This window comes from Synechocystis sp. PCC 7509, assembly GCF_000332075.2.
Lineage (GTDB): Bacteria > Cyanobacteriota > Cyanobacteriia > Cyanobacteriales > Chroococcidiopsidaceae > Aliterella.
On sequence record NZ_ALVU02000001.1, the window covers coordinates 1051313 to 1065581 of the forward strand.

The window sequence follows — 14269 nt, forward strand, 5'->3', positions numbered from 1 at the left end:
TTTGGGTGTTGACAATAAATAATTGACGGTATATCTGTAATTAACTTAATAAATTTTTATATGAAAATGCTATCCATAAGAAGTTTTTGTCTAGTAAGCTGTAACTTTTTTATTGTCGGCGGCTTAATTAGTTGTAACGGTTTAGGAAACTCTAGCTTTAATGGTATCAATTTCAGAAATGTAACTGAAATCCGCAATATCAAGTTGCCCAACAAGCAAGGAACAGTATATTTGCAAGGACGAATAACTAATATTGTGCCATTATCAGAACCTTGGCAAGCTTATCAAATGCAAGACTCTAGTGGGACAATTTGGGCGATAACCAGTCTTAAAGGCTTAAAAATCCAAGATAAGTTAGTAATTAAAGGCAATCTTCGCTACCAAAGCATTCCGGTAGCAACTCAAGAATTAGGCGACTTTTATGTAGAGGAACAAGAAAGGCTCGAACATACGCCAGCAGTTCAGTTATGAGTAATTCAATTGTACAAGTAGCGATCGCAATTCTCTACCAAAACGACAAATTTTTAATGCAATTGCGCGACGACATCCCCAACATAGTCTATCCCGGACACTGGGGTTTATTTGGCGGACACCTAGAACCCGGTGAAACTCCAGATATTGCCGTAAAACGAGAACTATTAGAAGAAATTAGTTATACGCCACCAAACTTAATTGAATTTGGCTGTTATCCAGATGAAAAAGCTATTCGTTATATTTATTATGCGCCGCTAACCGTAGAACTAAATCAGTTAGTTTTACTTGAAGGTTGGGATATGGATTTTTTGACAATTGATAATATAGAACAAGGTATATATTATTCACAAAAAGCTCAGGGTATTTATCCATTAGTTTCTACTGCTCAAAAAATTTTGTTAGATTTTATAGATAAAATAAGTAATGCTTAAGAAACTCATACTCAAAAATTGGAAAAGCTATCGTTATGCTGAACTCTTTATTGACCCTCTAACCGTTCTTATTGGTACAAATGCTAGTGGAAAATCAAACGCCCTTGATGGGTTAGAATTTTTAAATAGAACTGCGTTAGGAAAAGATATTCCAGCAGCTTTGATAGGTGATGAAACGCTTTCTTCTATTCGAGGTGGTGTAGAATGGGCAGCATTTAAGCCGGAAAATCAATTTACATTAGAAGTATTAGTACAGGGCAACAATGACAGGGTAGACTACTTTTATAGCATTACTGTGGAAACTGAACCTCGCGTTCAACTTCTAGCTGAGTCTTTAGTAAGAATTACGAAAAGACCAAAAACAGATAAAAATCCTCATAAAATTTCTTTGTTTCAAGCAGATAGTGACTCGCCAGATAATCCTAGTATAGTTGCACGGCTTTACAATACAAAGAAGGGTAAGCCCAAAGATGTAAGACGTTCTAATTCTATTCTAAGTCAGCTAACAGGATTGGCTTCTATTTCTCAAGATATTACTGAAGGACTTAACATAGTTTCCCAAGTTTTAAAAAATATTTTTATTCTCGATCCTATTCCTTCCAAAATGCGTTCCTTTTCACCTTTTTCCGATCGTATACTTAGCGATGCTTCTAATATTGCTGGTATATTAGCAGCTTTAGCAGAACCCGAAAAAAGTCAAGTGGAAGCAGAAATAACTAAATATGTTACAGATTTACCAGGACGAGATATTCAAAAAGTCTGGGCAGAACCAGTAGGTAGATTTAAGTATGATGCAATGCTATATTGTCAAGAGATGTGGGTAGAAAATAAAGAATCTACCCTTATAGATGCGCGGGGAATGTCTGATGGAACACTCAGATTTTTAGCAATTATTACAACACTATTAACAAGACCAGAAAATAGTCAAATAGTAATTGAAGAAGTAGACAACGGGCTTCACCCATCTCGTTCTGAGTTGCTAATAAAAATGCTCCGAGAAATAGGAGAACGTAGGCAAATTGATATATTAATTACTACTCATAACCCAGCTTTACTAGATGCGTTAGGTTCAGAAATAGTCCCTTTTGTAGTGGTAGCGCACCGGGACAATGAAACGGGAGAAAGCAAATTAACGCTACTTGAAAATATTAATAATTTACCTAAACTGATGGCATCGGGAACCCTAGGTAAACTTACGTCTCAAGGTTCTCTTGAAAAAAGCCTTTCTAGTGTTAATTAGCCACGAATATGAAAAAAGTGCTAGTTATTGATACTTCTATTCTTTGTGTTTATCTTGAAGTTCCTGGAAAAGACACTTGTGGGTCTAACAAAGACCAATGGGATAAACAACGCGTTGATGACTTATTAAAAAAAGAAGTACAAGAATCAACAATATTTGTGCTTCCCCTAGCTGCAATTATAGAAACTGGCAATCACATCGCCCAAGCTGTAACAAAACGCTACGAGATAGCTCAAGCTTTAGCTGAAATTATCCTCAAAACAGCAAAACAGGAAACTCCCTGGGCAGCATTTACTGAACAATCAGTTCTTTGGGACACACAAGGACTAAAAAATTTAGCGGCAGAATGGCCTGAACTAGCCAAACAGAAACTTTCTATTGGCGATGCTACTATCATATCGGTAGCTGAATACTACGCCAAAATGGGTTCAACGGTAAAAATTCTCACAGCCGATAAGGGACTGGAAGCATACCAGCCAATAACTCCGGTTCCAACTCCTCGCCGGAGAAGTTAGGATTTATCTTTAACTAAAACCAACGATTACAATAATTTTTACTCCTCACACCTTAAAATTGCGGCGAAGGCAAATCTTTCCTTCAGGCCAGAGGTTTAGTCAATGCGGTAAAGTCAAATAGTGAGCAACCTGCAACCTTTAGACATGAACGTTTCGCCTGACCCATCATCACTAGATTCCAATCAACGCAAATCAACTATGCCTAACGCCGATTATCGGGAGTTGGAGCGGAAAAAACTTAGCCCGATGATGCAGCATTATGTTGAAGTCAAAGAGCAGTATCCTCACGCGCTGCTATTGTACCGAGTTGGTGACTTTTTTGAAGTATTTTTTCAAGATGCTTGCACCGTTTCCGAGCAACTAGAATTAGTTTTAACTAGCATTCAAGCCGGGAAAGAAATCGGGCGAGTACCCATGTCTGGCGTACCTCACCATGCCATAGACCGCTATTGTGCCATGTTAGTTGAAAAAGGATTTGCGATCGCACTTTGCGACCAAGTAGAAGATGCGTCGGTAGCAGCAGCGCAAAATCGCCAGGTAAAGCGCGAAGTTACAAAGGTTATTACTCCCGGAACACTGTTAGACGAAGGAATGCTCAATGCTCGTCGCAACAACTTTCTCGCCGCCGTTGTCATTGCGGGAGAACATTGGGGTTTAGCTTACGCAGACATCTCTACAGGGGAATTTCTCACTACTCAATCAAGCAGTTTAGAGCATTTAACCCAAGAATTAATGCGTTTGCAGCCGTCAGAAGTATTATTTCCCACCAATGCCCCCGATTTAGGTAGTTTATTGCGTCCAGGGGAAAAGTCTGCCCACTTACCTAGCTGCCTTCCTAGCTCGTTTTGCTATGCGCTGCGTAGTCAAAACCCTTTCACCCTCGCCGAAGCACGAAGTCGGCTGTTGCAGCGCTTTAGAATGCGGAGTCTAGAAGGAGTTGGCTTAGAACACCTACCCCTTGCTGTACGGGCGGCGGGGGGATTGCTGGAATACTTAGAAGCTACCCAAAAAGAAAACCCTGTAGCTTTGCAATTATTACGAACTTACACCCTTACAGACTTTTTAATTGTAGATAGCCAAAGCCGCCGCAATTTAGAAATTACTCAAACTGTCCGCGATGGAATTTTACACGGTTCGCTGCTGTGGGCAATTGATAAAACCAGTACAGCAATGGGCGGTAGAGCTTTGCGGCGTTGGTTTTTGCAACCATTGTTAGACATTAAAGGTATTAAATCGCGTCAAGACACTATTCAAGAATTAGTCGAAGACACGTCGCTGCGTCACGACTTAAGGCAACTATTGCGGCAAATATACGATTTAGAAAGGCTAACTGGACGGGCGAGTTCTGGTAGTGCTAACGCGCGAGATTTGGTGTCTTTAGCCGATTCTTTATTAAGGCTGCCAGAAATAGCTAGGTTAGTAGAAAATGCTCAATCGCCTTATCTTAAAGCTTTGCAAAAAGTACCGCCGATTTTGGAGCAATTGGGGCATCAAATTCGCAATCATTTAGTAGAATCTCCCCCTTTATACCTCACTGAAGGCGGCTTGATTCGCAGTGGCATTAATTCTCAGCTTGATGAGTTGCGTATAACAGTTGAACAAGACAAACTATGGATTGCGAACCTAGAAGTTAAGGAAAAAGCTCGAACGGGAATCCCCAACCTTAAAGTGGGGTTTAATAAAACTTTTGGATATTACATTAGTATTTCTCGCTCTCGCGCTGACCAAGTTCCCGATAACTATATCCGCAAACAAACTCTCACTAATGAGGAGCGCTATATTACGCCGGATTTGAAAGAAAAAGAAGCGCGAATTTTGACGGCAAAAGATGACCTCAATCGTTTAGAATACGAGGTTTTTTCCCTTTTACGTCAAGAAGTTGGGGAAAGTGCGGAGATTATTCGCAATACTTCTCGCGCGGTGGCGGCGGCGGATGTATTGTGTGGTTTTGCGGAAGTGGCGGTTTATCAAGGCTACTGTCGTCCGCAAATGGTAGAAGGGCGAGAAATAATAATTATTGATGGTCGTCATCCTGTCGTTGAGCAATCTTTGCCATCGGGGTTTTTTGTGCCAAATTCAACAATGTTAGGGTGGGAAGAAAACAGCCCAGATACCTTAGAAAAACCGGATTTAGTAATTTTAACCGGGCCTAATGCTAGTGGAAAAAGCTGTTATTTACGGCAACTAGGATTAATTCAACTAATGGCTCAAGTAGGTTGCTTTGTGCCAGCAAAAGAGGCAATACTGGGAATATGCGATCGCATTTTCACTCGTGTTGGTGCAGTAGACGATTTAGCGACAGGGCAATCTACTTTTATGGTAGAGATGAACGAAACAGCTAATATCCTCAATCATGCTACGTCTAAATCCCTAGTATTATTAGATGAAATTGGGCGTGGTACGGCAACCTTTGACGGACTTTCGATTGCTTGGGCAGTGGCGGAGTATTTAGCCCAAGAAATTAAATCAAGAACAATTTTTGCGACTCATTACCACGAAATGAACGAATTAGCCTCAATGATGCCCAATGTCGCTAATTATCAAGTGACAGTCAAGGAGTTACCCGACCAGATTATATTTTTACACCAGGTTCAACCAGGGGGCGCAGATAAGTCCTATGGAATTGAAGCCGGAAGACTAGCGGGTTTACCTTCTGTTGTTATTGGACGCGCTAAAGAAGTCATGGGACAAATAGAAAAACATAGTAAAATTGCCATCGGACTAAGAACGCAAATTAACGAGTTGTAAAGAAGTGCTTACAGAAGACTTCACCTAGTTAAAATGGCATAAGTCCAGAGAGTAATAGTTATCGTTGTTACACTTGATTGCAAATTAGGTAACAAGCAAAAGCAACATGATAATTTCTAATCTGGTAAGAAATTAACCATCTAGGAGAACATCGCTCGTGGCAATTCAACAGCAGGGACTACCATCTAACGACTTAAAGCGTGAAGATTTTAGCGAATATGTTGCTCATCTGCAATTGCACATGGCTTTGCAAGCACGAAATCTAGTCCCCAACTTTAGCAAAACTGCGGGCGATAGCCGCGAACAATTACTACATCAAACCCAAGCAAATTTTGAAAAATTAGTATCCCGTCAAGCACGCTAATTACTTCAAAATAGACCCGGCAACCCGTGTCAGTTGATTTTGCTAGGTCTAAATATTAAAAATCGCTCTTGAGATTAGCAGCATAAACTCAGAAAATCGTTAAAATATTGGTGCAGCATATTAACTAACTTTAGGCTGGATTCCAACCAGACGAATCATGACTTCCGTACTTCCGCAAAATCTAAACGTTGTTATTCGCACGGTTCAACGCCGGGATATAGAAGGAATTGAGCGTCTTTGTAGCGAATCATTTACATCGGATAAACCGATGGTAGCTACAGAGCAAAATCAATTAAAATTACTGCGTCGCTGGTATGGATTGCTGAAGTTTTTAAATTTGTTTCCCAATCCCCTACAATACCATTTTTATATTTATGTCGCCGAGCAAGCCAAGCAAGTTCAAGGCACAATTCAAATTTCGCCTTGCAACCGCACACGCAGCACTTGGCGAGTAGAAAAGTTATTAGTAGATGCTCAAGCCCGCGCTCAAGGCGTTGGCTCTCAACTACTGCGCTACTGTTTTGAAGCGGTAGGAGAAGCTAGAACTTGGCTACTAGAAGTTGATGTCAATGACAAAGAGTCGCTGGCTCTTTACCGTCAAAATGGCTTTCAAAGTTTGGCGCAACAAACTTACTGGGAAATTACCCCTAGCTTGCTACAAGAATTAGCATTGCGCGAACCTGATTTGCCGAACCTTTTACCTGTAAGTAATGCTGATGCTCAATTGCTCTATCAGTTAGATACCGCATCAATGCCGCCTTTGGTACGTCAAGTATTTGACCGCAATGCTGACGATTTTAAAACTAGCTTGCTAGGTGGCATAGTTCAAGCCGTGCAACAATGGCTAAATAAGCTGGAAGTAGTCAGTGGCTATGTTTTTGAACCTCAGCGCAAAGCAGCAATTGGCTATTTTCAAATTCGGATGTGTCGCCAAGGTACGCAACCTCATGTAGCTACACTTACCGTTCACCCAGCCTACACTTGGCTGTATCCCGAACTATTATCACAATTAGCTCGAATTGCTCAAGATTTACCCCCTCAATCGTTGCAACTAGCATCGGCAGATTACCAGCAAGAAAGAGAGGAGTATTTAGAGCAAATTGGCGCTAAAAGAGTAGAACACACCTTGATGATGTCGCGCTCGGTATACCACAAGCTGCGCGAGTCTAAATTTGTGTCTTTAGAGGGATTGCAATGGTCAGAAATGTTGCAAGGATTCCAGCCAGCCCGCAAGCCTGTAGCGGGAGGAATGTCTTGGCTACAACCAAAACAACAAATGTCGCCGATAGAGGTGACAGATCCTAATTTAACGTCGTCAGAACCCAATACTTACTCTAATTTAGAATCGCCGCTCCCACCAGAATTAGGCAACCAGTAGACCAAACACCTATGTTACCGAGGATTTCCGCCCTAGGGTTAGATATTGGCAAAAAGCGCATTGGTGTAGCTGGCTGCGACGGTACAGGATTGATTGCCACAGGTTTAACTACGATAGAGCGTCAAACTTTTACTTTAGATGTCGCCCAATTCCAAAAATTGGTGCAAGAGCGCCATGCTCAAATCTTAGTAGTGGGAATGCCTTATACGATGAGTGGTGAACTAGGTTTTCAAGCTAAACAAGTACAAAAATTAGCGTCAAAACTTGCCCAAGTTTTAAACCTACCTGTGGAGTACGTAGACGAGCGCCTAACTTCGGTGGAAGCCGAGCAATTAATTCATTTAGAAAAAAAGACTACCCATTTTATTGATAAGGGATTAATCGATCGCAAAGCCGCCGCAATTATTTTACAGCGCTGGCTAGACCTAAGACGCAGTAGCAACTATTTACAGACCTTGGATGCTCCCCTCACCTAACTTGATTGCCGTTAAACTCGCATCCCGTGATATCCTAAAAACTGACAAATAGTACCTAATCAAGGCGCAAGTTCTTTAGTTACTTTTGTTATTAACAAATTGACAGTCCCCCATCGTCTATGTTTCCCTCCCCTGAAGAAAACGATCCATCTCCAACAGCTTCCATCACCCTTACTGATGAATCTGGGCGAAGTCTTCCCTGTTATATCGAGCGATCGCTATTTGTCGGGGATATAGAATATGTTTTACTGCTCCCGGAAGACTCAGCTATCGAAATTTTCGCATGGCATGGCGATGGCGATGAGGAAGAAGCAGTACCGATTGAAGATGATGAAACCATCGATCAAATCTTTACTACCGCCGAAGCTGTCCTCGCCGAGCAAAACTTGGTTCTCCGGCGCACGGCTTTCGCGCTTACGGTTGCGGGCGAACTTCCCCCGGTGGAAGATGCGGAGTTATTTACTTTAGAAATTGAAGAAGAAGGCTCGGAATTAGAACCGGAACAGTTGCAATTACTATCAAACTTCTATCATCAAGAGCAAGAATACTCAATCTATACGCCCCTAGATCCGTTGCTATTTTTTGCTAAGATGAATGCCGCCGGAAAGCCAGAGCTACTTTCTCAAGAAGAATTTGGTAAAATCCAGCCGCTACTAGAGGAGCAGCTATTTGACGAGATGGATTAATAGGTAGTTATTTAGGGTAGTTAAATAAGATGAAAGTAATGCAAAAAGCTTTCAAGTGGTCGCTCCTATTACTCTTGCCAGCCTTGGGAGTAGGTACTTGGTTGGGTTGGAATTGGTGGAATGGAGCAACTTCTCCTACCCCAAATAATCGCGTAACATCTATTCAAGTCAAACCAGGAACGCCCGCGCAACAAATAGGTCAACAGTTGGAAGCGGCGGGGGTAATTCGTTCTAGCCAAGCTTGGAGTTTATGGGCGCGATACTTGCAAAAACAAGAACCCAAAGGAGGCTTTAAAGCCGGAAACTATCTCATAGCTCCAAATCAACCGCTATCGGTGGTTGCCGAACAAATCTGGAATGGCAAAGTTGTAGAACTAAGTTTTACGATTCCTGAAGGTTGGTCATTGCGACAAATGGGCGAATACTTTGAAAAACAAGGTTTCTTCTCGGCTCAAGAATTTTTAGCGGCGGCACGGAAAATTCCTAGAAACGAGTATTCGTGGTTGCCTGTCAACTTACCTCATTTGGAAGGTTTTTTGTATCCCGACACCTACAAACTCAATGGTGATAGCGTTACTCCGGCAATTGTTGTTAGGCAAATGCTCAACCAATTTCAAGTTGTAGCTTTGCCTGTATACCAAGCAGGTAAAAGTAAAACAGATTTAGACTTGTTAGAGTGGGTAACTTTGGGCAGTATTGTGGAAAAAGAAGCCGTAATTCCCCAAGAGCGATCGCGCATTGCGGGAGTATTTGCTTCAAGGTTGCGTCAAGGGATGCTATTACAAACCGATCCGACAGTAGAATACGCTCTTAATATTCGCCAAACTAAAGAACAACCTTTAACTTTTGCTCAAATCAAAGTTGCTAGTCCTTACAATACCTATGTTTTTCCTGGCTTACCCCCTACTCCCATAGCAAGTCCCGGCATTGCTAGTTTAAAAGCCGCCTTGAACCCCGAAAAGACTGCTTATCTTTACTTTGTCGCTCGTTACGATGGGACTCATGTATTTAGCAAAACTTTAAGCGAACATACGGCGGCGCAAGTAGCTATTCGCAAACAAGTTTCGGCAAATTAAACCCCAATGAAAATATGACATGGAACAAATATTTACAGCCAGACTTAAACTTGCAAAGCTCAGTTTTAAGTTTGACCCCCGATATTATCGCTCAGTATCAACTTAAAGGGCTAGTTTTAGATGTAGATGAAACTCTTGTCCCAGTAAAAGCAACTACCGCCTCCCCAGAACTACAAGACTGGGTTGAGGGTATTCGACCCACTACTAAGCTGTGGCTAGTAAGTAATAACCTTAGCGATGTGCGGATTGGTGGTATTGCCCGTTCTTTAGACTTGCCTTATATTTTAGGCGCAGTAAAACCATCGGTGCGTAAGCTACGACAAGCGGTTGCAGCCATGAATTTACCTGTAGAACAAATTGCTATGGTAGGCGATCGCTTATTTACAGATGTGATTGCTGGCAATCGGCTGGGAATGTTCACAATTTTAGTAGATCCCTTTCTTAATCCAGGGGAAGCGGTGCGCTCTTATCCAATCCGCAATTTTGAGGTACTTATATCGCAGCTTGTAGGCGCTTCAATATTGCCGAAACAAAAACTAACACAGAATAAAAGTTAGGAAATATAAAGAAAATATTATAAACTTGTGATTTTCCAAAAATGTCTGTAATGATATATACAGTTCAAATAGAGTCAGCGCTATAAAGACTCTATCTATAAATAATAAATAATTTTGTCAAGCGTCAGCCTCACTTATAGGGGAACTGGCGCTTGACTATTTGTCTGTAGCACAGGCATATATCTAATGACCCAAACTATAGTTATCAAAATTGGCACTTCTAGCCTGACTCAGCCCCAAACCGGACAACTGGCTTTGTCTACTATTGCCACATTGGTAGAAGTTTTAAGTCAGTTGCGGCAGCAAGGTCATCAAGTAATTTTGGTATCTTCGGGAGCGGTAGGGGTAGGTTGCGCCAGGTTGGGATTGACCGAAAGACCCAAAGAAGTCGCCCTCAAACAAGCTGTAGCCGCCGTAGGTCAAGGGCGATTGATGCGGGTGTATGATGACTTGTTTAATACCCTCGGTCAGCCTATTGCTCAAGTGCTTTTAACTCGTGGTGATTTGGTATCGCGTAGCCGTTATATCAATGTCTATCGTACCTTTGCTGAACTACTCAAACTAGGAGTAATTCCGGTAGTCAATGAAAATGATACTGTAGCTGTTGATGAATTAAAGTTTGGCGATAACGATACTTTATCTGCTTTAGTGGCAAGTTTGGTAGAAGCCGATTGGCTATTTTTGTTAACCGATGTCGATCGCCTTTATTCTGCCGATCCGCGATCGTTTCCCGATGCTCAACCCATTTCTTTAGTTAAAAATATTAATGACTTAACCGAGCAAGTCCAAATAGGCGATCGCGCCTCTAAATGGGGTACGGGGGGAATGATTACAAAAATCGCCGCCGCCCGTATTGCTACCGCCGCCGGGGTGCGGACAGTAATTACTCAAGGCAATCCTGGCAATATTCAAAAAATCTTACAAGGAGAAGCTTTAGGTACAGAGTTTGAACCGCAAAAAGAGCCAAATAAGGCGCGTAAACGTTGGATTGCTTACGGTTTAGTCCCTATGGGAAAATTAACTTTAGATATTGGTGCAGTTAAAGCCATTGCTCAAGAAAGAAAATCTTTACTAGCGGCGGGAATTAATGCTGTAGCGGGAGAATTTGAAAGCCAAGAAGCGGTGGAATTGTGCGATCGCAGTGGTAAAGCGATCGCCAGAGGCATTGTCAACTACAATAGCAGCGAACTGCAACAGATTTTAGGACGACATTCGAGCGAAATATCAACGATTTTGGGCTACACGGGGGCGGAAACCGTAGTCCACCGCGATAACCTTGTTTTGACCTAAATTAGCTAGAGGGGTAGGTTTTGCTGCTTAGAATTTTAATGTTTAGATTTAGTCCTTTTAAATCCGAACTAATGTAGGACAGCAAAGCATAGATAAAAATAACTATCCCCATCATTTCCATAAATTCCTCAATGGAGGTAAGAATAGATGTAATAAAGTTATTGTTGGTATAAAGCTCGGTATAAGCTCCAGACAATAATTCCATTCCCATTGCCCCGCCGATAAAAACTGCCCCCGCCGTTAAAAATAAGCGTTTTGTTTTAGGAGGGAGAGCATTAATAAATTTTAGAAATCCCAAAAATACCGCGAAAGCAAAAATTGCTCCAGGAATCACCCAAGCGTAATATAAAAAGCCACTGGTATTAAGAGAACTTCTCAAGGGTTCTATAAATTTTTCGTGAATCGCAATTGCTTCATCAAGGGCTAAATATACAAAAATAATTGCTAATGCTTTCCAGTAATTGACATGGCGATCGCCCGCTACCTGTTTGATCTTAGCAACGATCGCCAGTAACATTGCACAAAATAGTAAAGCTGACCAAGAGTAGAGGGTAGGAATATTTTGTTCTACATCGACATTAGATATGGATGCCAAAGTATCTCTTAAGGGGAAATCCGGTAAATAGTATATACAGAACTGGAAAAACAAACTGCATACAACCAAACCAGATACTAAGAAAACTAAAAAACGGGTAGTTTTTTCAGGAGACAAAGAAAATATTAGTTTTTTGGTTGACGATCTGGTGATGTAAGGATAGTTGTTTATCTGTTCGACGGCAGTTAGATTAGTATCACCCTTTTGGGACTCCTTAGCCCATCTATTTGCAGTTCTGTGGGGCAATACTATTTTTTCCATTAAATACTCAATAGTTTGCTGTTTTACCCAGCCGCAATCTACGAGAATTGTTCCTAAGCGCTTTTTGCAATAGCTTTGCTTTTTGAGGGCAACTTCTAATTGTTCTGGTGTAATCATCCCAGCTTCAATTAGGTACGCTCCTAACGGCTTAACGCTCTCGCTTTGTGCTTCAATTTTACTAATCACTACTTTAACCTTATTCTTGATCTATGCTCGTTGAATTAGTAAAGTTCTACTTACTTTTACCGCGCTCAGTAAGTAGATATACGTAATATTGAGCTTGATTAAGATTAGTTTAACTAAGATTAGATTAAGAAAATATAAACCTTAGGTAAATTTAGGGGCAAATATATTTTAGTTAATAAATTTTTTGTAAAGCTATACCTAACTTGGGTATAGCTTTAACTTTGGGCGCAAACCATACAGCCTTTTTGGATAATTGCTTTAGGTCGCTATCTACAAGCGTACTAAGAACTTAGTAAGCTTTTTTTGGTTAAGACTTGACGAATTGCAATTAAAACTATTCCTATGCCTGTAAACACCAATGCCAAAATATGGCTTTCACGGGTAGCAAAATAAACAAGAGCCACATTAGATAGCAACGCTACAACTGGGACTGCGGAGGGAACTTGAAACCCACTGGCGCGGGGTTCTCGGCGTTTGGTAATTAGAAGGGAAATATTTACCAAACAAAACATTGATAGCAGCAAAGTCGCGGTAGTTCCAGCTAAAAATTCTAAAGTCCCAGAAAGCGCCAGAAAAATTGCAATCGGTAAAATAACCACCATCGTTCGATGGGGAGTAGCCCGCCTAACGTGTAACTTTCCCAGCCAAGATGGTAATAGCCCTTCCCGCGACATTCCATAAAGCAGCCGCGATGAAGTGACAAAATTTAGCAACCCCGTATTGAGAATCGCAAATAGAGGAATGATTGTAAAGAATATGGGCGGAAAATTGGGTTGCGCCTGGCTGACTACATCAAGTAAAGGAGCGCTAGAGTTGTTAAGCTCCACTGGATTGACTACCTGAATAGCAAGCCAGGAAATTAGAATGTAAAAAGTTCCCGCAATGCCCAATGATAGCAGGATGGCTCTAGGAACATTGCGCTCAGGATTTTTTACTTCTTCAGCAACATTGACAATATCCTCAAATCCAATAAAGGCATAAAAAGCCAGAGATGCTCCTTGTAAAATTGGTATCCACCCAATGGCTGGCGTTGGGGAAGTAGAACTTATAGGAGTTGCTTCACCTCCCCCGAATAAAAACAAGCTGGCAACTAAAATCACAATAACTAGCCCCGAAGCTTCAACTGTTGTGCAAACAATATTTAGGGCTGAAGACTCCTCCATGCCTCTAAAATTGACAAAGGCTAGAGCCGAAAACAGCGTGAGGATAATTAACCAAACAGGAACCGATGGAGCAAATTTGTTGAAGTAGCCAGCAAAGGCGTTTGCTCCCGTCGCCATTGAAACGAGGCAGGTACAAAACATTACCCAACCGACTAAAGTTGAGAGCAAATGGTTGTGAAATGTCTTGTGGACGAAGTAAGCAACGCCTCCACTTTGGGGAAATCGGCTGCCAAGTTCGGCGTAACTTAAGGCTGTAAGCGCTGCCACCACCATCGCGCTCAAAAACGAAACCCATACCAAAGTTCCAGAAAATCCGGCAACTTTGCCCACCAGTGCATAAATTCCCGCGCCGAGAATATCACCTACGCCATAAATAACTAGCGTTGGCAGTCCAAACACTCGCTTTAGTGAATCTGCTTCCAGGTTTTCCATAAACTACTGTACCTACTGTGTTTTCGTCAGTATAGAGTTTATAGGCTTTGTAACTGCTCAATTGTTACTGTTTGATGGCAAGGAAATTAATATTTTAAGAAAACCGTCAGCACCCTAATTAATAGTAGTAGAAATATTTATAGCAAAAATGCCCAATTTGTGAGGAATTTAGGCATTTTTAAAGTTGTACATTAAATAATTTTTAACTTATTCAGTTACATTAGGTTTTTTAAAGCTACATTCTTGGATAAAACAACGTTCTAGTAGTTTAATTTTATATAAATACCCAAATTGGCGCGGATTTAATATACATTTAGTTTCGGCACTAAAGACGGGTTGGCTTAAAAATTGCCATACTGGAAAATTATTCGAGCTATTTAGTATATTCATAGTACAA

Annotated in this window: 14 protein-coding genes; 12 read left to right on the forward strand and 2 right to left on the reverse strand. The window is 41.3% G+C overall.

The window, feature by feature from the left end:
• Positions 1 to 60 precede the first annotated feature (60 nt).
• From SYN7509_RS25175 to proB, 12 genes are all read left to right on the forward strand, one after another.
• Positions 61 to 471 (forward strand): hypothetical protein, encoded by a 411-nt coding sequence (locus tag SYN7509_RS25175; protein ID WP_009632210.1) that lies wholly within the window; start codon positions 61 to 63, stop codon positions 469 to 471.
• Positions 468 to 905, forward strand: coding sequence for an NUDIX hydrolase (locus SYN7509_RS0205430; protein ID WP_009632211.1), 438 nt, complete (start codon positions 468 to 470; stop codon positions 903 to 905). Before SYN7509_RS25175 ends, SYN7509_RS0205430 begins: the two co-directional genes overlap by 4 nt.
• Positions 898 to 2145, forward strand: a complete 1248-nt coding sequence (locus tag SYN7509_RS0205435; protein ID WP_009632212.1) for an AAA family ATPase — start codon at positions 898 to 900, stop codon at positions 2143 to 2145. Before SYN7509_RS0205430 ends, SYN7509_RS0205435 begins: the two co-directional genes overlap by 8 nt.
• 8 nt (positions 2146 to 2153) lie before the next feature.
• Positions 2154 to 2660, forward strand: a complete 507-nt coding sequence (locus SYN7509_RS0205440) for a hypothetical protein (protein ID WP_009632213.1) — start codon at positions 2154 to 2156, stop codon at positions 2658 to 2660.
• 144 nt (positions 2661 to 2804) lie between these two features.
• The gene (mutS, locus tag SYN7509_RS0205445) at positions 2805 to 5408 is read left to right on the forward strand and encodes a DNA mismatch repair protein MutS (protein WP_009632214.1); all 2604 of its coding nucleotides are present in this window, start codon (positions 2805 to 2807) and stop codon (positions 5406 to 5408) included.
• Positions 5409 to 5565: 157 nt separating this feature from the next.
• Positions 5566 to 5772, forward strand: coding sequence for a hypothetical protein (locus SYN7509_RS0205450; RefSeq protein ID WP_009632215.1), 207 nt, complete (start codon positions 5566 to 5568; stop codon positions 5770 to 5772).
• 157 nt (positions 5773 to 5929) lie between these two features.
• Complete coding sequence (locus tag SYN7509_RS0205455) at positions 5930 to 7150, forward strand: GNAT family N-acetyltransferase (protein ID WP_009632216.1); 1221 nt, start codon at positions 5930 to 5932, stop codon at positions 7148 to 7150.
• Between the two features lie 11 nt (positions 7151 to 7161).
• On the forward strand, positions 7162 to 7626 hold the full coding sequence (ruvX, locus tag SYN7509_RS0205460) for a Holliday junction resolvase RuvX (protein ID WP_009632217.1): 465 nt from the start codon (positions 7162 to 7164) through the stop codon (positions 7624 to 7626).
• A gap of 119 nt (positions 7627 to 7745) precedes the next feature.
• Complete coding sequence (locus tag SYN7509_RS0205465; protein ID WP_009632218.1) at positions 7746 to 8312, forward strand: DUF3727 domain-containing protein; 567 nt, start codon at positions 7746 to 7748, stop codon at positions 8310 to 8312.
• A gap of 29 nt (positions 8313 to 8341) precedes the next feature.
• Positions 8342 to 9388 carry an endolytic transglycosylase MltG gene (mltG, locus tag SYN7509_RS0205470; protein ID WP_009632219.1) on the forward strand — a complete coding sequence of 349 codons (1047 nt, stop codon included), beginning with the start codon at positions 8342 to 8344 and terminating at the stop codon, positions 9386 to 9388.
• A 14-nt stretch (positions 9389 to 9402) separates the two neighbouring features.
• Positions 9403 to 9945, forward strand: a complete 543-nt coding sequence (locus tag SYN7509_RS0205475; RefSeq protein WP_009632220.1) for a YqeG family HAD IIIA-type phosphatase — start codon at positions 9403 to 9405, stop codon at positions 9943 to 9945.
• Positions 9946 to 10131: 186 nt separating this feature from the next.
• Positions 10132 to 11235, forward strand: coding sequence for a glutamate 5-kinase (gene proB, locus SYN7509_RS0205480; protein WP_009632221.1), 1104 nt, complete (start codon positions 10132 to 10134; stop codon positions 11233 to 11235).
• Position 11236: 1 nt separating this feature from the next.
• On the opposite strand, the gene SYN7509_RS0205485 is transcribed toward proB, so the two are convergent.
• Positions 11237 to 12277, reverse strand: a complete 1041-nt coding sequence (locus tag SYN7509_RS0205485) for a hypothetical protein (RefSeq protein ID WP_009632222.1) — start codon at positions 12275 to 12277, stop codon at positions 11237 to 11239.
• Between the two features lie 281 nt (positions 12278 to 12558).
• Entirely contained in the window at positions 12559 to 13872 is a 1314-nt protein-coding gene (locus SYN7509_RS0205490) for an APC family permease (RefSeq protein WP_009632223.1), read from the reverse strand.
• Between the last annotated feature and the right edge of the window lie 397 nt (positions 13873 to 14269).

Bases quoted from the DNA above. Each gene is read 5' to 3' on its own strand.
- SYN7509_RS25175 (WP_009632210.1), top strand. From the start codon at position 61: ATGAAAATGCTATCCATAAGAAGTTTTTGTCTAGTAAGCTGTAACTTT.
- SYN7509_RS0205435 (WP_009632212.1), top strand. From the start codon at position 898: ATGCTTAAGAAACTCATACTCAAAAATTGGAAAAGCTATCGTTATGCT.
- proB (WP_009632221.1), top strand. From the start codon at position 10,132: ATGACCCAAACTATAGTTATCAAAATTGGCACTTCTAGCCTGACTCAG.
- SYN7509_RS0205440 (WP_009632213.1), top strand. From the start codon at position 2,154: ATGAAAAAAGTGCTAGTTATTGATACTTCTATTCTTTGTGTTTATCTT.
- SYN7509_RS0205430 (WP_009632211.1), top strand. From the start codon at position 468: ATGAGTAATTCAATTGTACAAGTAGCGATCGCAATTCTCTACCAAAAC.
- SYN7509_RS0205490 (WP_009632223.1), bottom strand. From the start codon at position 13,872: ATGGAAAACCTGGAAGCAGATTCACTAAAGCGAGTGTTTGGACTGCCA.
- SYN7509_RS0205475 (WP_009632220.1), top strand. From the start codon at position 9,403: ATGACATGGAACAAATATTTACAGCCAGACTTAAACTTGCAAAGCTCA.
- ruvX (WP_009632217.1), top strand. From the start codon at position 7,162: ATGTTACCGAGGATTTCCGCCCTAGGGTTAGATATTGGCAAAAAGCGC.
- mutS (WP_009632214.1), top strand. From the start codon at position 2,805: ATGAACGTTTCGCCTGACCCATCATCACTAGATTCCAATCAACGCAAA.
- mltG (WP_009632219.1), top strand. From the start codon at position 8,342: ATGAAAGTAATGCAAAAAGCTTTCAAGTGGTCGCTCCTATTACTCTTG.
- SYN7509_RS0205465 (WP_009632218.1), top strand. From the start codon at position 7,746: ATGTTTCCCTCCCCTGAAGAAAACGATCCATCTCCAACAGCTTCCATC.
- SYN7509_RS0205455 (WP_009632216.1), top strand. From the start codon at position 5,930: ATGACTTCCGTACTTCCGCAAAATCTAAACGTTGTTATTCGCACGGTT.